17 protein-coding genes and 1 tRNA gene are annotated in these 23,017 nt (G+C 46.3%); 16 read left to right on the top strand and 2 right to left on the bottom strand.

All coding sequences use genetic code 11. From position 1 onward, the window contains the following. The first annotated feature begins 429 nt into the window (after positions 1-429). The 14 genes from modB to Q0605_RS01020 all read left to right on the top strand — a co-directional run bounded on the left by modB (position 430) and on the right by Q0605_RS01020 (position 20,959). Positions 430-1,119: a molybdate ABC transporter permease subunit gene (gene modB / locus Q0605_RS00955; protein WP_298703448.1), complete on the top strand. Its 690-nt coding sequence runs from the start codon at positions 430-432 to the stop codon at positions 1,117-1,119. Between the two features lie 51 nt (positions 1,120-1,170). Continuing rightward, entirely contained in the window at positions 1,171-5,238 is a 4,068-nt protein-coding gene (locus Q0605_RS00960) for a diguanylate cyclase (protein WP_298703450.1), read from the top strand. After that, positions 5,235-6,098 carry an ATP phosphoribosyltransferase regulatory subunit gene (locus Q0605_RS00965; protein ID WP_298703452.1) on the top strand — a complete coding sequence of 288 codons (864 nt, stop codon included), beginning with the start codon at positions 5,235-5,237 and terminating at the stop codon, positions 6,096-6,098. The genes Q0605_RS00960 and Q0605_RS00965 overlap by 4 nt, the downstream gene beginning before the upstream one ends. Further along, the gene (locus Q0605_RS00970; RefSeq protein ID WP_298703453.1) at positions 6,095-7,345 is read left to right on the top strand and encodes an adenylosuccinate synthase; all 1,251 of its coding nucleotides are present in this window, start codon (positions 6,095-6,097) and stop codon (positions 7,343-7,345) included. Before Q0605_RS00965 ends, Q0605_RS00970 begins: the two co-directional genes overlap by 4 nt. Positions 7,346-7,420: 75 nt before the next feature. Further along, a complete protein-coding gene (locus tag Q0605_RS00975) occupies positions 7,421-7,972 on the top strand; it encodes a DUF507 family protein (RefSeq protein WP_297905539.1) in 552 nt (183 codons plus the stop codon). After that, on the top strand, positions 7,972-9,090 hold the full coding sequence (gene carA, locus Q0605_RS00980) for a glutamine-hydrolyzing carbamoyl-phosphate synthase small subunit (protein WP_298703455.1): 1,119 nt from the start codon (positions 7,972-7,974) through the stop codon (positions 9,088-9,090). Before Q0605_RS00975 ends, carA begins: the two co-directional genes overlap by 1 nt. A gap of 851 nt (positions 9,091-9,941) precedes the next feature. Then, a complete protein-coding gene (locus tag Q0605_RS00985; RefSeq protein ID WP_298703458.1) occupies positions 9,942-10,625 on the top strand; it encodes a response regulator transcription factor in 684 nt (227 codons plus the stop codon). Positions 10,626-10,900: 275 nt separating this feature from the next. Continuing rightward, positions 10,901-13,813 (top strand): PD-(D/E)XK nuclease family protein, encoded by a 2,913-nt coding sequence (locus Q0605_RS00990; RefSeq protein WP_298703460.1) that lies wholly within the window; start codon positions 10,901-10,903, stop codon positions 13,811-13,813. Continuing rightward, positions 13,800-16,718 carry a RecB-like helicase gene (locus Q0605_RS00995; protein ID WP_298703461.1) on the top strand — a complete coding sequence of 973 codons (2,919 nt, stop codon included), beginning with the start codon at positions 13,800-13,802 and terminating at the stop codon, positions 16,716-16,718. The genes Q0605_RS00990 and Q0605_RS00995 overlap by 14 nt, the downstream gene beginning before the upstream one ends. A 115-nt stretch (positions 16,719-16,833) precedes the next feature. Continuing rightward, positions 16,834-17,259 carry a 50S ribosomal protein L13 gene (gene rplM, locus Q0605_RS01000; RefSeq protein WP_005869672.1) on the top strand — a complete coding sequence of 142 codons (426 nt, stop codon included), beginning with the start codon at positions 16,834-16,836 and terminating at the stop codon, positions 17,257-17,259. A gap of 2 nt (positions 17,260-17,261) precedes the next feature. Further along, positions 17,262-17,651 (top strand): 30S ribosomal protein S9, encoded by a 390-nt coding sequence (rpsI, locus tag Q0605_RS01005; protein ID WP_298703463.1) that lies wholly within the window; start codon positions 17,262-17,264, stop codon positions 17,649-17,651. Between the two features lie 99 nt (positions 17,652-17,750). Further along, positions 17,751-18,770, top strand: a complete 1,020-nt coding sequence (locus Q0605_RS01010; RefSeq protein WP_297960285.1) for an OmpA family protein — start codon at positions 17,751-17,753, stop codon at positions 18,768-18,770. Positions 18,771-18,836: 66 nt separating this feature from the next. Next, positions 18,837-19,895: an HAD hydrolase-like protein gene (locus Q0605_RS01015; protein ID WP_298703464.1), complete on the top strand. Its 1,059-nt coding sequence runs from the start codon at positions 18,837-18,839 to the stop codon at positions 19,893-19,895. Between the two features lie 990 nt (positions 19,896-20,885). After that, positions 20,886-20,959, top strand: a tRNA-Gln gene (locus tag Q0605_RS01020). A 164-nt stretch (positions 20,960-21,123) separates the two neighbouring features. Here the strand turns inward: Q0605_RS01020 and Q0605_RS01025 are convergent. Together Q0605_RS01025 and Q0605_RS01030 are read right to left on the bottom strand one after the other, a co-directional pair. Continuing rightward, entirely contained in the window at positions 21,124-21,585 is a 462-nt protein-coding gene (locus Q0605_RS01025; protein ID WP_298703467.1) for a DUF411 domain-containing protein, read from the bottom strand. A 158-nt stretch (positions 21,586-21,743) separates the two neighbouring features. Next, positions 21,744-22,172 (bottom strand): hypothetical protein, encoded by a 429-nt coding sequence (locus tag Q0605_RS01030; RefSeq protein ID WP_040303372.1) that lies wholly within the window; start codon positions 22,170-22,172, stop codon positions 21,744-21,746. Positions 22,173-22,392: 220 nt separating this feature from the next. Here Q0605_RS01030 and rplU point away from each other — a divergent pair, with 220 nt between their 5' ends. Both rplU and rpmA read left to right on the top strand, forming a co-directional pair. Beyond that, complete coding sequence (gene rplU, locus Q0605_RS01035) at positions 22,393-22,701, top strand: 50S ribosomal protein L21 (RefSeq protein ID WP_040303368.1); 309 nt, start codon at positions 22,393-22,395, stop codon at positions 22,699-22,701. Between the two features lie 10 nt (positions 22,702-22,711). Then, a complete protein-coding gene (rpmA, locus tag Q0605_RS01040) occupies positions 22,712-22,969 on the top strand; it encodes a 50S ribosomal protein L27 (protein ID WP_291938329.1) in 258 nt (85 codons plus the stop codon). Positions 22,970-23,017: the final 48 nt, after the last annotated feature.

Genomic DNA, 23,017 nt, shown 5'->3' on the forward strand with positions numbered 1-23,017 from the left:
TAACGCTATATCGCAGGCTTTACCGGCGATACTCGTTAAAAACAAAAGCCACCTATCCACAGAAATGGATAAATGGCTATTGTATCTAACAATGCTTTTCTGTTTTAAAGCATCCCTCTCCCTCTCTTCTCCCAAAGCTTTGAGGAAATGCTTCGTTTTTTTTTACAAAAGTATTTTTAACTGTCGGAGTATTTTAGCCACTTTGTCCTATCTTTATAAACAACTTATAAAGAATACTCCTCATAGTATAGCACTTTTATAAAATTCCGCTCGTTTTAGCTTGCGCGAATTTTTTAAAATTTCATTTTGCAAAGCCTTATGACTATGAGGTTTGCGCAAATTCTATCCAGCTTTGCCTCTAAATTTTAAAGCAGAGCTAGGCTTTTAAGATTTTATAGTTTGGGCCCAGCGGCTCGGCTCGGAGGATAAATGTTTGAAATTCTAAAGGGGCTCGATTACACGCCGTTTCTCGTTTCATTAAAGCTTGCCAGCTTGACGACGCTCGCATTGTTTATCATCTGCGTGCCGCTCGCGTTTTTTATGGCGAGAAAAAATTTCCGCGGCAAAAGCGTGATCGAATCGATCATCTCGCTTCCGCTGGTGCTGCCGCCATCGGTGTTAGGGTTTTATCTGCTCGTTTTTCTCTCGCCATATTCGGTGCTGGGCGAGTTTTTTGACAAACACTTCGGACTTCGGCTCGTATTTAATTTCAGCGGGCTCGTGATCGCGAGCTGTATCTACTCGCTGCCGTTCATGTTTTCGCCGCTGGTTTCGAGCTTTCGCTCGCTTCCGCGCTCGCTTTTTTGGGCGTGCGACTCGCTCGGCAAGGGCTATTTTTCCAAGCTGTTTCGCGTCGCGTTGCCCGCGATACGCCACTCTCTGCTTAGCGCCTTGGTGATCTGCTTTGCGCATACGATGGGCGAGTTCGGCGTCGTGCTGATGATCGGCGGCAGCGTGAGCGAGCAGACCAAGGTCGCCTCCATCGCGATCTACGAAGCGACCGAGACGCTCGATTTTGCGCAGGCTCACGCGTATTCGGCGCTGATGCTTATTTTTAGCTTCGCCGTGCTTTTGATCATGCATTTTTTGGGCGCAAAAGGCGCAAAAATACAAGCTTAAATCGGCTTTAAAACGAAATTTGCTAAAATCCTTCAAAATTTGGAACTTGGCATGAAAAACAAAAAAGACTTTGTTACCGAAAGATTTAACGTCGCCTTGATTCTAGGCGCTGCGCTGCTTACGCTTGTAGTAGTTTGCGAGATTAGCTTTTTGCGCACTAGGATCGCTACGCAGCTTGATTTGCGGACGCGCACGGCGATTACTTTACTTAAAAATACCGACGAGTCGCTTTTTAGCGAGCTTGAAATTCTAAAAGAAACTATCCTTTCTTTAGACGCAAGGCACGAAGCTATGCAAAGCAAGCTTTATGCTGATTTGATCCGCAATGTCGTAAAATCTTCTCATAGATTTGACGCTATTTTTTATCTGCGCGCCCGCAGCGCGGAGCAGGAGAGCTTGGCGCATTTTTCATCGGATGCGCGTATTTCGGATCTTGGCGAGATACGGCTTGCGGATATCGCAAGCGAGCTAAAAAAGGATGAATGGGTATCGCGCTATATGATGATGGATGGGGCATGGCGGTATTTTTTAATCAAGCGTGTAAATGCAGATTCGTATCTATTAGGCTTTGCTAACACCGCTAGGCCGATTGCCAGGCTCTCTTCGCTGGGAGATATTTTGGTCTTTAACGCCGAAGGTAAATTTTTTAACGCTCCTGGCAGCGTAACCGATATATTAGGGCAGGATTTTGATTTTTCGCGCCTAGGCGAAGTGGTAAGCTTTGAAGACGAATCTGGACTAAGCTTTGCATATCTTGTGAAATTTGGGGATAATTTCGTAATGGCTCGCGAACGAGCCGGCTATTTTTTAGGCGCGGACGATTTTATCGTCGTAGCGCTAGCGGCGGCTATTTTAGCTTATTTAATCCTTCTAATTTCAAATTTTACGTTTTTAAAAAAGCGCGTTTTTATCCCGCTAGCGGCAGTTCAAAACGCTCTGCGCCAAGGGGATTATCACTCCAAAATTCGCGATATAGAAGCGCTAAATCCGCTAAGCTCCGTCTTAGAAATTTCTAAATCCATAGATGAGGTTTTGAAGTCTAATCTGCGCCACGGCGATTTTAGCCTCAGCTTTAAAGATGCGCTAAAATACAGCTCCCTTTCGGTGCTTAGCATCGATAACGTCGCAGGCACGATCGAAAGCGCTAGCAACGGTGCGCGCGAGCTTTATGGCGATGACGTCGTAGGACGGAATATATTCGCGCTGCAAGCAGGCTCGTTTTACGATCACGCCTATCAAACCCAACGCGCAAATTATGTCAAAGAAAACTATGTCGTAACCCGCCAAGAAACCAAAAATGGCGTCAAAGACCTCTATGTTAAAAAATCTTATATTCGCGACGGAAGTAAAATTTCAACCCTTTTTGTGGTACTGGATGCGTCAAAATATCGCAGATTTTACGATGAAACTAAGCAAAAATATGAGTATTTAAATCACGCGCCTATCGTTACACTCGTGTTTGACTACACTTCGGGCAAGATCGTAGATGCTAGCAAAAATATAAAAGAGCTTTGGGGTTACGAAGCGGCGCAGTTTTTAAGCGGCGAGATAAGGCTATGGGATTTGCTGGATGAAAAGGATGCGAATGAGGCTAAAAATGAAATTTTAAACCGCTTAGCCGATATGCCTTCAGAAGAGCTAAGCTTTTCTCAAAGCTATAAAATTCGCCACAATGACAATATCCGCTATAGCTACGAAGTGAGCATCTATGTCAAAAAGTCCGCCGCCAGGGCTGCGTTTTATTTTCAAAATATTGATGACGATGTTAAGGCGATCCGCGGCTTGCAGGAGGATTTGGACTTTTACCGCACCGTAATCGAGACTAGGAATTTTTGTACCTGCTTAATCGATCTTGATGCGCAGACGCTGTCGTTTGATAAAAATTACTTTAAAATTTTAAAATATCGCGGCAAAAGGCTAAACACTGCGATGAGTTTTGGGGAGTTTAGTTATGAAATTTACTTCGCGGATTTAGAGAATTTCAATAAAATGATCCGCGAATGCACCGCCGGGCTTAGGAGCGATTTTAGCTGCGAATTCCGTCTGCGAAACGCCGCTAATGCCTATACTTGGATCAGTATGCAAGGCTACGTCACCGAAAAGCACGGCTCTCGCTCGCGCCTTGTAAAAACTACGCTCGAAGATATTAGCTCGCGCAAGCAGACGGAGCTGGAGTTAAATTTAAACGCCAACGTCTTTTCGCGCTCGCTAGAGGCGATCTTAATCACAGATGAGAGCGGTCGCGTGCTGCGCGCTAATAACGCCTTTTATGAAATCACCGGCTATAGCGAAAGCCAAACCATCGGCAAAATTCCAAATTTCTTCGCTCCTACAGAGGGCGGGGCAGACGTGATGGAGAGGATTAGAAAAAATCTCGTTGGCAAACAGACCTCCTATAAAGATGAAATTTACGGACTAAAAAGAGGTGGTGGCACCTTTCCTGCGCTATTTACGGCAATTGCGATAAAGGATGATTTTTCGCTTACTTCAAATTTTATTTTGATGTTTACCGAAATTTCGCAAATCAAGCAAAAGGAGAGCGAACTAGCCAAGATCGCCCATCACGACGCGCTTACGGGGCTTCCGAATAGAGTGTATTTTATGAAGGCTGCGCAGAGATTTACGGCAAACTCGGGCGAAAATTCCAAGCTTATGGCAGTGCTTTTCATCGATTTTGACGGCTTTAAGGCGATCAACGACACCTACGGGCACGAGGTCGGCGATATGTTTTTGCAGGCTATCTCAAAGGCGATGAGTGGGCTACTGCGTAAAGGCGATATCTTGGCGCGTCTCGGCGGCGATGAGTTCGGCGCCATCATCGGCGATCTGCAAAGCAAGGACGCCGCGCATGTGTTATTAGACCGTCTGCTTGGAATTTCAAAGATGAAATTTAACCTCAAAGGCAACGAAATTAGCGCAAGCATCAGCGTTGGCACAGCGTTTTACGACGGCAGCGAAAAGATCGATTTTCCAGGACTTTTATCGCGCGCGGATAGGGCGATGTATCGTGCTAAAACGAGCGGCAAAAACCGCTACTGCATCTTTGAGCGCGCCGAAGCAGACGGACCTAGCGAGGAAGGGATTGCTGCGGCGATCGAAGAGGGGGAGTTTTTTGTGCTTTATCAGCCGATCATTAGCGGCGCACAGATTTATGGATATGAGCTGCTTTTACGCTGGGATCGCGGAAAGCGCGGAATTCTTGCCCCACAGGATTTTGCGCAGATATTAAGCGAGCCGCGATTTGAGTTGCCGATCTCAAAATTTGCGTTTTCAAAGATGATGGAATTTAATGCTCAAACAGGCGCAAACTGCTCTATAAACGTGAGTCTAGCCGTGCTTGCAAACGACGAATTTTACGATTTCGTAGCTCACAGCTTGCGAGATAGGGCTAATGCAAAAGGCGAGTTGATGTTTGAGATAACCGATTTTAGCGAGCAAAATTTTAAAGAATTCGCCCCTGCGCGTGGGCGTTATGCAGATCTTGGGGTTAAATTTGCTCTTAATAGTGCAAATAAAAGCAATGTCCCGCTCTTGAATGCCCAGCCTTTCGATATCGTTAAAATCGACCGCGAGCTCTGCCTTGACATAGGCAAGAAAAAAAATGCTATCCGAACGATGGTTGAGATCACGGGTAAGCTAAAGCGGGAGTTTGGATTTGCTCTCGGTGCTCAAGGGGTCGAAAACGCGCTGTCGCTGCGGCTTTTAAACAATTTGAAATTTAACTATCTACAGGGAAATTTTATCGCAAAAGCGCTGGATCGCAGGGAGATAGACGCTTTCATCGCGCGCTTTAAAGATACGCCCAAGCTCGCAGCCATCGACAAAGATGAGTTTATCGGCTTTTTAAACGCGCTTGATTACAAAGAGCTTGCTTTAAGCTTCGTTTCGCGCGCCGATGCGGGCGAGCTTAGCCCGGGAGAGTTCGAAGGCTTTAGAGCAAAATTCGGCGAAATTTTAAATAAAACTCAAAGCGCGGGCAGCGAAAAATTTGCGTTAACTACAGAAATACGTAAGCAAATTTTAGATATTCTTTCGCTTGATTACCGCGTTTTGGCAAGCTTCATTCAGAGCTTTAAAACGCGGCTGAATCAGTTCATAAGCGATTTGGAGGCAGCATGATAGATAGCGTTAGCGCCGATTTCGATCACGAGATACCAAACGGCTCGAGGCTGTATTTCGGAAAGAGCGCGCAGCTCAAGCGCGAGCTGGAAAATAAAGCGAGCGAAATCCTCGTTAAAAACGGCTTTAGCGAAATTTTAACGCCATATTTTTCATATCATCAGCACCTAAGCGTCGCGCCGCAAAAGCTTCTAAAGCTCTCCGATCCCACAAACCACGAGCTTGCGCTTCGCGCAGACAGCACCGTGGACGTCGTGCGCATCGTGCGCAAACGGCTGAAAGACGATAAGCTAAGGAGGCTATTTTATGTGCAGCCTACTTTCAAATACCCAAGCGACGAATTTTATCAGATCGGCGCGGAGCTAATCGGGGAGAAAAATTTGCCCCTTGCGATTAAAATCGCGCAGGAATTTTTTAAAGAATTTGATCTTGTGCCCGCGCTTCAGCTAAGCAATATCGAAATTCCGAAAAAAATCTGCGAAATTTTAAACCTGCCGCTTGAAATTTTTGAAAAGGGCAAGATTGAGACACTGCTTGAGCAAAATTTGCCTTGGCTGGACGCTACGGCTCGCGCCACGTCGTTAAAGGATGTGCAGGCTCTGCGTGCGCAGGTGCCTGAAGAGCTAAAGTCCTGCTTGGATGAAATTTTAAGCCTAGGCGTGGATTACGAGCGTATCCGCGTTTCGCTGCTGTATTACTCTAAAATGCGCTATTACGACGCGCTATTTTTTAGATTTTTAGACGCGGGCGCGGTGTATTGTAACGGCGGAAATTACGAGATTGACGGGCTAAAATCCAGCGGCTTTGCGCTGCTAGTGGATGCTTTGATAGAAAAAATTATGCAAAAGGATGAAAAATGAGCAAAGTTGACGTAGTCATCGGCGCCCAGTGGGGCGATGAGGGTAAGGGTAAGATCGTAGATATGATAAGCGCGAATTACGATTTCGTATGCCGCAGCAGCGGCGGGCACAACGCAGGCCACACCATCGTTATAAACGGCGAGAAATTTGCGCTGCATCTGGTACCCAGCGGTGTGCTTCATAAAAATATCATCAACATCATCGGAAACGGCGTCGTGATCAACCCCGACGTGCTGATTACTGAGATGGCGCAGTTTGAAAATTTAAAGGGCAGATTTTTCATAAGCGAGAAGGCGTTTTTAAATTTACAGCATCACTCGCTGATCGATCAGGCGCGCGAAAAGAGTAAGGGCGAGCTTGCGATCGGCACCACCGGCAAGGGCATAGGGCCTGCGTATGCCGATAAGATCGCGCGCACAGGGCACCGCGTAGTGGAGCTTTTAGAGCCTGAAAGGCTTGCCGAGGCGCTATCGCGGGATTTCGCTTCGCATGAGAGCGTTTTTGAAAAAGCGGGGGTTAAAATTCCTAGCAAGATTGAAATTTACGAGGAGCTAAAGCGCTATAAAAGCGCGCTCGAGCCATACATCGCCGATACGACGCATATGCTGTGGAAGGCGCTTGATTACGACAAGCGCGTGCTCGTAGAGGGAGCACAAGGAAGCCTGCTTGATATCGATCACGGCACCTATCCTTATGTCACGAGCTCGACTACTATCGCGGGCGGGGCTTGCAGCGGGCTCGGGCTCGCGCCGAAAGATATCGGCACGGTGATGGGAATTTTAAAAGCCTACACCACCCGCGTGGGCAACGGTGCGTTTCCTACCGAGGATAAAGGCCCGCAGGGCGAGGCGATGCGCGAGATCGGCAAAGAGTACGGCACCACGACGGGCAGGGCGCGTCGCTGCGGCTGGTTCGACGGAGTGGCTACGAAATACGCCGTGCGCCTTAGCGGCATCGACAAGCTCGCACTTATGAAGCTTGATGTCCTAGACGGCTTTGAGAGCATTAAAATTTGCCGAGCATATCGCTATAAGGGGGAGGAGATCGATTATTTTCCGATCGATTTGGAAGCTGCCGAGCCGGTTTATGAGCAGATGCCTGGCTGGGATAGCGTCAAGGGAATTTCAAAATTTGAAGATCTGCCGCAAAACGCGCAAAATTATATCCGCAAAATAGAGGAGCTAAGCGGCGCGAAGGTGGGCTTTATCTCTACCAGTCCGGAAAGAAGCGACACGATAATTTTATAAACCCGGTGGAATTTTAAAATTTTACCCGTTGCGGGCGGCGCGACCGCCCATAGAACTGAATTTAAAGGAACGATCATGCGAATACGACTACCACACGTGCCATATATCGCGCATAAAATAGCGCTGGATCTGCTAAACTCCGGCTGCGTTACGCTCGGTGCGGGCATAGAGCCAGTCGCCAAGGAAGCGGACGAAATCATAAGGGCCGATCTGCAAAAAGAAAGAGCGATAGACGAGCGCGCAAACGAGCTGATAGATGAGCGCATAAGCGAGCTTGACGAGATGAGCGTGAATAAAAAAGATATGTTTTGGCTCATCAAACGCCACATCGCAAACGACGAGAATTTCGAGCTAAATTTTGAGGATCGCTACGGCACCATATCGCATAAAATTTTAGAAACCGTTTGGAAGAAAAATTTGATCGATTACAAAGTCTCCGAAAACAGGCTAAAGACGATAATTTATAACGCGATCGACGAATATCTTAAAAATTATCAAAAGATTGAGGATGCGGTCTATGAAAAGATCGATGGCTACAAGCAAAAATTGATCCCGGGTACCGAAGAATACGAGCTTGTGTTTGAAAAGCTCTACGAAGAGGAGCTAAGAAAACGGGGCATGCTGTAATGAACGCGTATATCTATATAGAAAACGGCATCTATCTGCAAGCCAAGGCGTTCGGCAAAGGTGGCAGCGCATTCGGCGAGCTCGTGTTTAACACCTCCGCTACGGGCTACGAAGAGATCATCTCCGATCCCAGCTACGCGGGGCAGTTCATCATCTTTACGATGCCAGAAATCGGCATCGTAGGGATCAACGAAAACGACAAAGAAAGCTCCAAAATCCATGCCAGCGGAATTTTCGTAAGAAATTTTAACAACGAGCCTTCAAATTTCCGCTCGCAGATGAGCTTGGAGGATTATTTTCTGCAAAACGGAAAATTCGGCGTTTACGACATCGACACTAGATTTTTAACCAAGATGCTGCGCGACGAGGGCAGCCTGCGCGCTTTCGTCTCTACCGAGATCAGCGACAAGGCGGCTCTTAAAAAGGCGCTTAGCGAGTCTGCGCGCATAGAGGAGATCAACTACGTAAGCATCGTAAGCACGAAGGCGCCGTATAAGCACACCTCTGGGCGCTGGAATGCCGAGCGCGGAAGCTACGCCCAGCCCGCAAGCTGCGGCAAAAAGATAGCCGTGATCGATTACGGCGTCAAGCGAAACATCCTAAACGAGCTTTGCGATCTGGGGCTCGACGTCGAGGTTTTTCCACACGACGTTAAAGCGGAGGTGCTGATCGCTAAATTTAAAGATGGGCAGATCGACGGCGTGTTTTTATCAAACGGCCCGGGCGAGCCGCGCATGCTCAAAGAGGAGATCGCGCAGATCAAAAAGATGGTCGAAGCGCGCGTGCCGATTTTTGGAATTTGCCTGGGTCATCAGCTGCTAAGCAACGCGATGGGGTATGAGACCTACAAGCTGAAATTTGGCCAGCATGGCGCAAACCACCCCGTGCAAAACCTGCGCACCAAATCGATCGAGATCACCGCGCAAAACCACAACTACAACGTCCCCGAAACGATCGCGCAGATCTGCGAGATCACGCACCGAAATCTTTTCGACGGCACGATCGAGGGCGTGCGCTACAGAGACTATCCCGTATTTTCGGTACAGCACCACCCCGAAGCCAGCGCAGGGCCTACCGAGAGCAAATATATCTTCAAAGAATTTCTTGAAATTTTATGATTTTGGAATTTTGCCCACATGAAATTTTACCGCGGCCCTGCGGTAAAATTTTAAATTTGCGGCAAGCTTTAAATTTTAATGCGGTCTTTGCGTCGTAAATTTAAAGCTTGCCGCAGCCTGGATAATCGCAAGTCGGAGTAGCATGTAAAGTACGCTTTTACGGACTTAGGATTGCCGCGGTGATTTTGGATTAAGCAGCTTTTTGGATGAAACAGATCTGCGCTAGTCGCGATTTTAAATTTAAACCGGCTGCGCGCCGCATGCTTTTTATTCGTTCGATTATGCGTTCACGTAGCTTCTAAGTGTGCGCGGCTAAATTTCATGCGTTTTAAATTTAAAAATTGGGCTTGGCGCGCTTTGCCCTTTCAAAACAGATCCTGCGGCACATTTCGTATGGCTTCAAGCTCTTAAATTTGACGAACCGTTTTGTTGCCGTCAAAAGTTACGCTAGTAAGCTGCCCTGTCGCCCGTAAAATTTTATCTAACGTCGTTTACCTACTAAAACCTTATCGGCGCCGTTTCATTTCCCTCTAAAAGCCATTTTCCTAAAATAAAATTCCACTCCGCCGCATAGTGAAATTTTACCTGCGTTTGCTTTGAAATTTTACTTTCAGCCGTTCTAAATCTCTTTCGCACCGATAAGATTTAGCTCGCTTTACTTTAAATTTTTGCTCCATTCCTAGGCTACAGTTTTTACTCACACTTGTTTTTTAATCCCGCCCATATTTGCACCTAAAATAAGAGTTGTGTTACTTTATGAAATTAAATTTTTAACTTAACATTATTTTAAGCTCAATAAAAGAGAAAATTTGAAAGAATTTCGTTTGAAATTTCGCCTTGAGGGGTCTGCTATGAGCTGCGCTTTAAAAGAGCTGGACGTCTTGCTAGTCGAGGATGATACTAAATTACTAGCCTCGCTGCATAAGGCGTTTGAGGGTATTTTTAACAACGTTTACAATGCCCAAAACGGGCTTGAAGGTGTAAAAAAATTCAAAAAATTTAGCCCTAATCTCGTCATTACCGATATTTTAATGCCGATCGAGGATGGGCTAGCGATGATACGTCAGATCAAGCAGATCTTTCCGCATGCCCCTATCGTGGTGCTTAGCGGCTTCAGTAGGGAGGAGCAGCTAAAAGGCGTTATGGAGATTGGCGTCGAGCGGTATTACTTTAAGCCGGTAGATATCGCCGCGTTTGTGCTAGAGATAAGTGCGCTGATGAAGTCTAAGCTGGACTCTGTACGAGTCGTAAATATGGGTGCGGGCTACGTATTTGATGGGCTTCGTCGTATTTTACTGAAGGATGGCGAGCAGATCGTGCTTACTAAAAAGGAGCTTTCTTTTGTCTCGCTGCTAGCCAGTCGCGTGGGCGAGCTGGTACTTTACGAGGAGATCAAGCGTTATGTTTGGACTGAAGGAGCCGTGAGTGATACGGCGCTTCGCACCTTCGTCAAGCGTATCCGCGATAAAGTGGGAGGCGAAATCATAAAAAACGTCCCGAGCCTGGGATACAAGATCGATCTTGAGCCCGCTTAAATTTGATCGCGTTTTTGCCGCTTTGCAATTTACGGAATCCACTCGTAAAATTTTGCGTCGAAATATGCCGCAATTAATGCGGAGCGAGGTAGAATTTCGCGCTCAAAGCGCCGCAGATTAAAATTTTACGCTCATCCAACTTGCTAAATTTGACTTGATAAAATTTAGCCTCTCAAGCTTTTCAAAAACTTCTTTGCTTAAAAGCCCAAACTAAAAATTTCTTGCTAAAATATCGCAAAATTCCGCGTTCTGCGAATCGCTCTAAAGGATTTGTTTTGAAAAATTTGCCCTCTAAAAATCTCTTTGTCTACACTAGCTCGCGTGCGCTACGCGCGGCGCTGCAAAGCGAGGGCGGCGGCGTGCTGGCGCCCAGGATTACGTTGGCGGAATTCTACGAAAAGGCGCTTTTTGTGCCGGATCTTGTCGCTTGCGGCGAGATAGACCGCGCGCTTTTTATGAAGCAGGCGGTAAACGAGAGCAAGCGCGCAGGCGAGAGGCTTAAATTCCCTAGCGAGCTTTACGAGTTTATGCGCAACCGCGAGTATCTTTTTGGTTTTTTCAAGGAGCTTGCGACGGAGCGCGTGAGTATCGATGCGCTCGATCTTAGCGACACCTACGCGTGGTACGCCGAGCATTTTGAAATTCTGCGAGAGCTAGCGGGGGCGTATGCAAGGATTTTGCGTGAGCATGGATTTTACGATGAGATCACGCTGCCCGCGCTTTATGAGCTAAACGAGTCCTATCTGCGCGGATTTGAGCGGATAGAAATCAACATCGACGGCAATCCTAGCGCATTTGAGTTCGAGATTTTTAAGCGCGCGGCGGAGCTTAGCGAGGTTGTGCTGAGCTTTAGAGCCACGACTTTAAATTCCAAGCCCGTGCGCGCGGTGGAGGAGCTTTGCGGCATAAGTCTAGAGTTAGGTTTTGCATACCGCGTAAATCTTAGTACGGGTGAAATTCTAAACCGCAAGCCGCTAAGCGTGGGCGGGGCGGTTGTGTGTAGAGGCTTTGAGTTGCGAAGCTTGCAGGCGAGCTATGTTTTTGAAAAAATTTCATCCTTCGTGCGCGCGGGCATCGCGCCGGAGCGCATCGCGGTAATTTTGCCCGACGAGAGCTTTGCCGGCACACTGCGGCTTTACGACGAGCGCATCGCAAGGGCTCGCGGTTCGCACAGGCTGCTAAATTTTGCGATGGGAGAGAAGCTTAAAGATAGCCTATTTTACGTAACGCTAGAGAAAATTTCGCAATGCTTAAAAGAAGCGCGCACGCCAAAATTTGGCGTAGATTACCGCGCATTCAAAAGTCCGGACGGAGGATTTTTGGATACAAAGGATTCCGCGGTACAGCAAAATTTAGCGCTAGGGAATTTCGCTTCGGAGAATTCTGCATCGCAAAATTTCGCACAGCAAAATTCCGCGTTTGATTGCGAAATTTTTTCAAATTCTAAAGCGGATTTAAATTTTATATCTGTGGGGGCGTTTGAAAATACGGAAAATTTTGAAATTCTGCGCGAAATTTCGGCGGAACGCGCGAATAGCGCGGAAGAGCAAAGCTTTTCGGCAGAGTTTGCAGAGTTTCAAGAGCCCTTGGAGTGTGCGCAGCAGCGCGATTATTCGGTTAGTGCAAAACGGCAGGAGCTTTCAAAGAAGCAGCAAGGGAGCCTACGATACTCTATGCAACTGGAGCATATAGAGCTTGAGGAAGAAGATAGGTATTCAAAAAGCCCTGAGCAGCGCGATCGCTTTAGGTGTTCTAAAATGCGCGAGGGCGCAGATGAATATCCGCAGCGCCCAAACCCGCAGGAGCTTGATCTGTTTTTTGCGAGTGTGGGCGTGGATGAGGCGCTTTTTGGCGAGTTCGCACGCGATTTTGCAAAGCAAGTAAGCTTCGAGCATTTCGAGGCGCTAATTACCAAGCTCGCCTGTTTACCCAAAATTAGTGACGCGCTGCTGCAAGAAAAACTAAAAGAGCCACTATATCTAATTAAAATTTTGCTTCGAAAATTTAAGGACGAAAACCTAAACTTAGGCAATCTGATCGATCTTTTTTTGTTAGAAATTTCGCGCATTAAGCTCGATGATGTTCGTGGCGGAAAGGTCACGGTAATGGGGCTTTTAGAGAGCCGCGGACTGCAATTTGACGGCGTGATAATCCCCGATTTTAACGATGATCTGGTGCCTAAGCGCAGTAGCGGAGAGATGTTTTTAAACTCTGCTTTGCGTGCTAGAGCAGGGCTCATCAGCCATGCAGACCGCGAAAATTTACAAAGATTTTACTATGACGGCTTGCTAAGAGGCGCTAAAAAAATTGCGATTTGCTATCTGCAAAGCGTCGAGAAATTGCCTTCGCGGTTTTTGAAAAGCTTTGAAGTGCAACAAGACGCGGAATTTTCGCAGGAGGATTATTTGCGGCTTTTTGGGCGAGAGGAATTTAAGCCCGCCTTATGCGGACAAGAAGATCCCGTGGCTCGCCATGATTTTTTTGCCGAGGAGCTGTCGTTCTCGCGGCTGGATACGTTTTTAGAATGCAAGAGGAAGTATTATTACCGCTACGTTTTCGGGCTGAGGGAGGGGCTAAAATTTGGCGAGGATAATGCGCTTTTGGGCAAAATTTTACATACGAGTTTTCAGCGTTTATACGAGCGAGCGGGGATGAAATTTAGCATGGAAAAATTTCGCCCTATTTATTCGCAGCTTGCGCGAGAAGCGGGTATCACGCGCTTTGATGCAGAGCTTGAGCTAAAAGCTGTAGAAAAGCTAGCTGGGCTTTTAGAAGAGCATGAGCAAATTTGGAGCTTTAGCGGTAGTGAAGTATCGCTAAAAGGCGAGCTTGACGGAGTGCGGCTGAGCGGGCGGATCGACCGCATCGATGAAGATAAGGCAGGGCGGAAGTTTATCATCGATTACAAACGTGGTTCAGCTAAAAAACATATGGAAAAATTCCAGCTTACGTTTTATCGCGCGCTTTTGGCTCAGGAGTGCGAATGCGCCTATCTGTCGCTAAAAGATTGCGCGTTTGCGGCTCCTGGCGACAAAACGCCTAGCTTAGAAAATCTACGCGAGACGCTAAGCTCTATCGGCAAGGAATTCGCAAGCGAGGTTGCTTTTACGCGCACGGAAGTGGTGCAAAGCTGCGAATACTGCGAATATAAAATCATTTGCAAGGGACAGATCGATGGCAAAATTTGAAAATTATCTGGCGCTTGAAGCAAGCGCAGGCAGCGGCAAGACCTTCAATCTCGCGGTCAGGTTCATCGAGCTGGTGCTAAAAGGCGAGCCGATCAATGAAATTTTAGCGCTTACCTTTACCAAAAAAGCTGCTGCTGAGATGAAAACGCGCATCGTGGAGAAATTTCAAAATTTGCTGCTTTTGCAGGATGGCTCGCTAAAGCCTAGCGCCGAGCTGGAGCAAATTTGCGAGGATCTAAATATGAGCGCGGATGAGGTTTTGACGTCGCAACAGCGCCTACTGCCTAAATTTTTAAGCGAGAGCCTAAACGTCTTTACCTTTGATGCGTTTTTTGCAAAAGCTCTACGCTCCTTTGCGCTAAATAGCGGCATCGATCCGAGCTTTGAAAACGATGAAGGGATTTTGGGTGTGCAGCAGGCGGCGTTTTTAGGCGCGATTTGTAAAAACGAAGCGCTATTAAGAGAGGTCGTGGACTACGTAAGCGACTCAGGAATGACAAAGGGTGAGTTTCTAAATAGCTTGCAAAGCATTTGGAGAGGCGATATAAGCATAAATCCGCCCACACTTCCCGCAAGCTCCGCACTGGCAGAGATAAATGAAATTTTATCTCGCTTGCAAAAAGCGGCGAGAGATGCGGGCGTAAGCGCTGGAGCCGTAAATGGGCTAAGCCCTGTTAGTGATCTGTCAAAATTATCTTCGGGTTTCATTCTTTCGGCTCTTGCCAACGGTAGTTTCGATTATCCGCGCTCGCAGCTTAAAAAAATTTCGCATTTTGACGGTGAGCTAGCAAGGCTAAAAGACGCCATAGCTCGCGAAATAGCGTGGATGGATGCGACATATGCGGCTAAGCTGGCAGGACTAATTAAAATTTATGCCGAGGCGCTTAAATCGGTACAGCGCAAAAGCGGCAAGCTCACGTTCGGCGATGTCACCGCAGCCGTGCACTCGCTGCTAAATCCGAGCGCAGAGGCGTTGCGGGGCAACCGCGAGCTTTTGTATTTCAGGCTCGATTCTAAAATCACGCATATTTTAATTGACGAATTCCAAGATACCGACATTTGCCAGTATGAAATTATGCTGCCGCTAATCTCTGAGGCGCTTGCTGGCAAAGGAGCGGAAGAGCGCTGCGGTAGCTTTTTTTACGTAGGCGATAAAAAACAGAGCATCTATAAATTTCGCGGCGCAGAGAGAAAAATTTTTGATATATTGCGCGAGCAGTTTAGTCAAATCAAAACGCAGAGCCTGCCGCGCAATTATCGCAGTTTAAAACTTATCGTAAAATTTGTAAATGAGATCTTGCGCGATAAATTTGCGTCTTATGAAGATCAAATCGCAGCAAATAAGCTAGATGACGATATGCCTGCTTCGGTGCTGCAAAAAATCAAGGACTATCCGCTTTCCCATCCACAAATGCCGCTATTTGAGGTGCAAAGCGACGATTACGGCTACGTAGCAGCGTTTTCATACGACGACGTGCTAAAGGGGGCTGCGGAGCAAGCGCGCAGACTTGTTGAGGAGTGCGGCATAAGAGCTGATGATATCGCGATTTTATGCTGGAAAAACGAGCATGTAAGCGCGCTAAAAGAGATGCTATCAGAATTCTGCGAGGTGTGTAGCGGCTCAAATAAGGCTCTGCGTTGCAGCGAGCAGGTAAATGCCGTAATTCAGTACGCGAAATTTTGCGTAGGTGGCGATGAAATTTATCTGCGAAACGCCGAAGTGATTTTGGGTAGGCGGCTTAAAAAGATAGCGGTCGATCTGCATAAAAATGCGCAAAAAACGGCAGAATTTATAGCTAGCTCGCTGAAATTAAATTTTGTCGATCCGGATCTGCTGCTATTTTTTGAGACGCTGGCAAAATTTAATAGTTTTAGCGAGTATCTGTTTGCAAACGACGAAACGGAGGTATTTGCCAAGGAACAAAGCGGCATTAAAATTATGACTGTGCATAAGTCCAAGGGGCTTCAGTTCCCGCACGTAATCGTTTGCGACCGCATCGGAGGAAAAGACCGGGGCGAGAGCTCAAAGCTCGCGACGGACTATGATTTTACCACGCATAAGTGGAGAATTTTTTATAAATTTGCGAGTAGAAAGAGCCTGGATGCGGAATTTGCAGCATTAATGGATGAAAACGATCGCTCTGCGCATGAAGAAGATATAAATAAGCTCTATGTGGCATTTACACGTGCCGAACGCTCGCTCATCATCGTAAAACGCTCCGAGACAAAAATAGATCAATACAATTATAGCTTTTTTTCGCCTTACGCCAAAAAGACCAAGGGCGCGGGTATCGTGGAGTGGCTGGATATCCCGGATTTTCAATACGGCTACGTAATTCCAAGCTCCGTAAAATCAGAGGAGAAACCGCCGCGCAAAAAGATCGCGCTAGTAGCGGGCGAGCCTCAAGGCGCACAAGAAAAAGCAGGCGGCGGCGAAACGGAGGCGCTAAGCGCGATATATTTCGGCGAGGCGCTGCACTATGCTCTGGAGATGAGCGAAGGATTTGCGGCGGATGAAATTTTACGAGGAGTAAGCCTTGCAAGAGGTCGCTACGCTAAATTTTTAAACGATGCAGATTTTGAAAATATCGCGGCGCGGGCGCTAGGACTAAGCAAAAACGAGGAATTTTTAGCTCTGATAAAGGGCGCTTGGGCTTATAAAGAGATGCCGATCAAAAGCGCGGAGGGTGAGCTTTTGCGCGTGGATCTGGCGTGCTTTGGGCAGGATGAAATTTTGCTTTTTGATTACAAAAGCTCCGAAAAATACCTCGCGCAAAACAAAGCTCAAGTGACGCGATATAAAAGCGTGATCCGCGAGTTTTATCCGTATGCGCGGCTGCGCGCCTTCGTGCTGGTTCTCGAAGCTGCGGGCGCTAAGCTGATCGAAGTGAATGAGGAGGGATAAAATTTTAAAGCTTAGATGAAATTTGAGCGCAGATATATTAAATATAGCTTAAATTAAGCTATACGTAAGGATATTTCTATATAATCACAGCTCAAATTTTAATAAGGCGGAAACCATGACAGAAATTACAAAGCCTAGCGAAGTTAAGCGCGACTGGGTCGTTATCGACGCGACCGACAAAAGATTCGGTAGGATGCTTACCGAAGTCGCCGTATTGCTACGCGGCAAACATAAACCAAGCTATACTCCAAACGTGGATTGCGGAGATTACGTCGTTATCATCAACGCTTCAAAAGCCGTATTTACCGGCAATAACAAGGGCGACGACAAGCTTTATCACAGCTACTCGGGCTATTTCGGAAGCGTAAAGAGCGTGAAATTTCAAGACCTGCTTAAAAACAATCCCGCAAAGCTCTACAGACTTGCGGTTCGCGGTATGCTTCCTAAGACGAAGCTCGGCAAGGCGATGATCAAAAAGCTATTCGTATATGAAGGCGGCGAGCACCCTCATACTGCGCAAACAACTAAAAAAGGAAAATAATCATGGCGACAATTTATGCAACCGGAAAGAGAAAAACTGCCGTAGCTAAGGTTTGGGTAAAACCGGGAAGCGGCAAGATCGTAGTAAACGGCATGGATATAAACACCTGGCTAGGCGGTCACGAGGCGATCAAGCTAAGGGTTGTTCAGCCGCTTTTGGCGACCAAGCAAGAGATCTCGATGGATATCACCGCGCAGACTTTGGGCGGCGGATATTCGGCTCAAGCGGATGCGCTAAAGCACGGAATTTCAAAAGCGCTTGCCGCGATGGATAAGGATTTTAGAGCAGCTCTCAAGCCAAAAGGTCTTCTAACTCGCGATAGTCGCGTGGTCGAGCGAAAGAAATTCGGTCGCCGCAAAGCGCGTAGAAGTCCGCAGTTCTCTAAGAGATAATGTTTTTTACAAATTTGTGGCGAAATTGTCGCAAATTTGTAAATTCTTTAAAAATTTTATGGTAATATCGAATTATAACTTTATTTGAAAGGATGTTTAATGAAGAAAGTTCTACTTGCATTAAGCTTGTGTGCATCCAGCGCATTGTTCGCTAGCGATGCTGATTATCACTGGGAGATCACCCCTACTATCGGCGGAATGACTCATGAGGGCAATATGGATTTGGATTCGAATTTTATGTTCGGCCTACGTCTTGCCAAAAATCTACAAGATTCGTTTATCGATCAAGTAGAGGTTGGTTTTGATTACTCTCGCAATATTGGCGTAGAGGATTTAGCTCACAGAGTAGGCAACGATAAGCCTGACGCTAAATATTATCACATCAATGCCGTAAAAGACTTGGTAAATTTTACCGATAATTTCAAATTATACGGCTTGCTAGGTCTTGGATATATGGATTACACTAAAGACGTTTACAACGATGGCGATCAAGATAGCGGCTTCGGTCAATACGGCTTGGGTCTAAAATACTATATTACCGACAATTTTGCTACAAAACTTGAAGCACGCGATGCTATCAGATTTGACGACGGCAACCACGTATTGTTCTATACTCTAGGCTTTGCAGTTGATTTTGGCAAGAGATATGCTGATGCAGCTCCAGTTGCTCCGGCTCCTGCAGGTTGCAAAGACGCAGATAACGACGGCGTATGCGATAATGTCGATAGATGCCCAGGCACACCTGCTGGCGTAGTTGTTGATGAATATGGCTGCGAGAAAGTTATTAGATTAAATTTGGGCGTAAATTTCGCTACAGATAGCTCAAAAATTTCCCCTGAGTTTATGAACCAGATCAAAAACGTAAGCGACGTGCTAGTAGCTCACCCTGATTACAAAGTAATCCTAGAGGGTCACACCGATAGCACCGGTTCGAATGCATATAATCAAAAGCTTTCCGAGCGCAGAGCTGCTGCAGTTGGAGGTGCGCTTAAGAGCTTCGGCGTAGATGCTAGCAGAATCACCACTGTAGGATACGGCGAGACTAAGCCTATCGCTACAAACGCTACTAAAGCAGGTCGCGCTCAAAATAGACGCGTAGATGCTAAATTCAGAAAATAATCTTTTCTAGATCCACATAAGCGGAGCTTCGGCTCCGCTTTTTTTATATCCAAACTAAATTTTAAAATGCCAAAATTCCAAATTACACTGCTTTTCGATCTGGACGGCACGCTCATAGACTCCACGCCCGCGATACTGGACGGCTTTCACTACGCGTTTGCGCATTTGGGCGCTGCAGAGCCTAGCGACGAAGCGATTAAAAGGCTTATCGGGCATCCGTTAGAGGTAATGTTTGAGCGCCTGGGCGCGGCACGGGATGTACAGGATTTCGTGCTCGCCTACAAACAGCGATACGCGCAGATATTTTTGGATCAGACCATTTTGCTAAGCGGTGCGTTCGAGGCGGTTCGTGCGGCGAGCGAGTTTGCAAATTTAGGCGTCGTGACGACCAAGACGTCGAAATTTTCTAAAATTTTATTGCAGCATCTGGGGATTGCGGAATTTTTCGGCACCATCGTCGGGCGAGAGGACGTGCGAGATCCCAAACCAAGCGCCGAACCGATCTTAAAGGCGCTCGAAAATTTAGGAATTTGCGGCGCGACCGCTAGCAAAAGCCCGCATGCGGCTCGCGGTAAAACTCACGACGCGACTGCCGATGAAAATACAAGCGCTGCTAGCAGGAGCGCGATTTTGAGTGAAATTTCAGCGCCTGATTTAAAGAGCCTTCCTGCGCTTGATCCTGATCCTAGCAAAGTTTACGAGCAAAATTTAAGCAGTATTGCGAGTCAAAATTCTGATAGAATTTCGTTTAAAAATTTAAGCGAAGCGATTGGTATTAAATATAAAGCTGGCGATAATAGCCAAAAGAGCGGTATCGGCATCGAGGGCGAGAGCGATAAAGGCGGTGCGCGCCGCAGTAAAATTTACGATACGCACGAGTTAAATTCCGCTCCTTGTTATGACAAAATTTGCAGCAACGAAATCCTGTCTTCTGTTAGCCAAAATATCTTTATGATCGGCGATACGCAGCTCGACGCCATCGCGGCGAAATCCGCCGGAGTGCGAAGCGTAGGCGTGAGCTGCGGCTACAGCAGTGCCTCGGAGCTACGGGCGCATTTCGAGTTCGTATGCGCGGACGCAAAAGAGGCGGTTGAGCTGATACGCGAAATTTCATCAAAATTTTAAGCGCAACGGAGCGAAATTTTTCTAGCTTCGATGCGCTATTTTTGCAAATACTTATAAGCGAACCCGTGCCCGAAATTTAAAATTTCCAATTAATTTTTGAGTTTTAAACAGCACGCAATATAAATTTACCCGCGCTATTTAGCTGGGGAGCAAGGTGCTTTCTAGGTGTTTAAATGATACGCGAAGTTAAATTTTGCACATTTCTGCTCTGGTCTAGCAAATAGCCTGTGCTGAACTAACAATGTACGGAAATATTTCACTTTGTCCATAGTACTTGATCTGATTCGTTTAATGTTTGGTATTAGCAGCGTATGGGAAAATTTTGCTACTTCGAGTAATTGTATTTTATTCACTTTCGGTTTGTATTAACACAATGTACTGGAAAATCTTGCCGTAGCCAAATTTTACGCAATTTCGCAATATCTTTTGAGCCTGCGAACGGCCTTTGCAAGAAATTTTATGCAAGCTTCGCACTCAAATTATATGGCTTTGATTTTAGTTTAGACCCACTTAATCGTGATAAATTTTACACTCCGCTTGAGGTGAGCATTTGGTAGGACTTTTGTGCGATCCTATCGCAAGTCTATTTGACGCTTATTTAGGGCGCTGCATTCCGGGTTTTGTCGCAATTATGTTCGCTGCGGATTTTCGGTGCGATTTATATCATTTAAGGCCGCGCCCGCGCCCAGCGAGCACTAAACATATATGTTTTGAAGACAGGCTTATATGCTAAAATTTCATCCCGGAATAAATAAGCTCGCGAAGGCGTAAATATAGGATAAACTAGCCAAATTTTAAAATTTAGCTCCGCGGCGAGCAGCCATATTCTTTTATCGGAGCCTATGAAAGCAGCGTTAGCTTTTGCATTTGAATTTTATCGTTTCGGCGCAGCAGGGCTTTAAATTTGATCTAAAATTTTACGAAATTTTTAAATTCCGCCCGCTCTTATGCTTTTTTAAAGCAAAATTCTATAAAATACCGCTTCCGCAATGGGCTATCGTCTAATGGCAGGACAACAAACTCTGGATTTGTGAATATAGGTTCGACCCCTATTAGCCCATCCACTTAAATCTTTAATCCCCTTTATCATAGCTAGCGTTTGAAATTAATTTGCGCGTCATTTTTGCAGATCGTGACAGCATTCGCCAGCTAAGGCAAATTGCGCCAAGCCATAAATAGGCAAAATTTTAGCGAGCCAATAAGTAAGTTGCCGCTTTAAAGCGGCGGATTATTTGATTTTTTCTTTGCCTTTGTAAGTGGCGATGCTTTGATACGAGCCGTCTTTTTTAAACGCTACCACGTCATAGACCTCGGGCTGAGAGCCTTGCTCCATACCTGGTGCTTCTAGTGGCATGCCAGGTACTGCTATGCCGATGACGTCTTTAGGCTTATTTTTTAGTAACGTGCGGATCTCACCTGCTGGCATATGTCCTTCGACTACATATCCGTCTATGATCACGGTGTGGCAGCTAGCGAGTTCCAGCGGAAGTTTGAGCTCATTCTTTTTTTGAATAAGCGGCTCATCGGCCAGCGAAATCATCTCGACTTCAAAGCCGTTTTGCTCCATATATTTTGCCCAGTTATGGCAACAGCCGCAGCTCTCGCCGTGATAGACCTTGATGTGTTCACCCGCCGCCGCATAGCTACCTAATGCCGCTAAAAGCGCACCTGCAAATAAAATTTTCTTCATATTTTGCCCCAGTGATTAAAAGTCCTCGATTATACAATACGAATAGTAAATTTTTAAGAGTGAACCGTAGGATTTTAAGATTAGATTTGGCGAAGCATACCCGCTCGTAAGCCGAAATTTTACGAAATTTTAAAATTTCGGCGTCGCGGATAAATTGGTTATAGGCACTGAGAGAGTGCTGATTTGATAGCGGATTTTGATACGTAGCCTTCCGAGTCGCTGGTAAGTGATACGTCGCAGCCTGGCTTATAGTTTTTCCAGGTGTAGATATTGCCATTGTCTTCGGTTGTCTTGATGGAGTCTGGCTGTTTATTCCATGCAGAAATTACTTGATTGATATGAAATGCATCGCTGCGGTCTTTCGGCGCATTAGTCATACCTGTGCTATCGGGCAAGGTCGTTTCGACCATATCGGTGGTGCCTGCGGTGGAAACCTCTTGGACTTTATCATTTACGCCGCCGATATTTGTTTTGCTGCTTTGGGATTTTGTTTGATTGCGTACTCCGCTTGGTTCGTTGGATATATTCCAGTTGGAACAACCGATAAAAAATACCGCTGCTACGAGCGCAGCTATTAAATTTCTCATAAAATTCTCCTTCAAAAATTTCGTTGCGATAGTAGCACATTTATCTTTAGTTTAAAATAAATCCGAGCCCTTTGAATTTGAAATTTCGTAGGAATTTTGCGAGGCGTTTCAGTAGGAATTTATAAAATTTGAGATAATATTGCAACCTTTCATACCAAACGGGCTTTTAAATTTTGCACGGCAAATGCCTTTTTGGCTACCAAATTTTAAAGGATTTTTGATGTATGCTATCATCAAACACGGCGGCAAGCAGTATAAGGTCGAAGAGGGCAACTACCTAAATTTAGACCATTTTAATGCTGAGCCGAAAGCAAAGCTCGAGCTTAGCGAAGTTTTAGCGCTAAACGACGGCGAGTTAAAGGTAGGAGCACCGTTCGTAAAGGGTGCCAAGGTGGTTTTGGAAGTCGTTTGCGAAGGCAAGGATAAAAAAGTCGTTATCTTCAAAAAACGCAGACGTAAAGATTCAAAAGTAAAACGCGGCTTCAGACGCCAATACACCCGCGTCAAAGTCGTTTCGATTAACGCATAAAGGATAGGAAATGGCACACAAAAAAGGTCAGGGCTCAACCCAAAATAATAGAGATAGTATCGGACGCCGCTTGGGCGTCAAAAAATTCGGCGGCGAGTTCGTTCGCGCGGGCAACATCATCATCCGCCAGCGCGGCACCGCGACGCACCCGGGCTGCAACGTAGGCATGGGTAGCGATCACACGATTTTCGCGCTGATCGACGGCGTCGTAAAATTTGAGCGAAAAGATAAAAATCGCAAAAAAGTATCGGTTTATCCGGCCGCGTAAGCATCGCTAAATCTTCGGGGCGCAAGCCCCTCTTTTAAAATTTCATCC

The organism is uncultured Campylobacter sp., assembly GCF_938017705.1.
Taxonomy (GTDB): Bacteria; Campylobacterota; Campylobacteria; order Campylobacterales; family Campylobacteraceae; genus Campylobacter_B.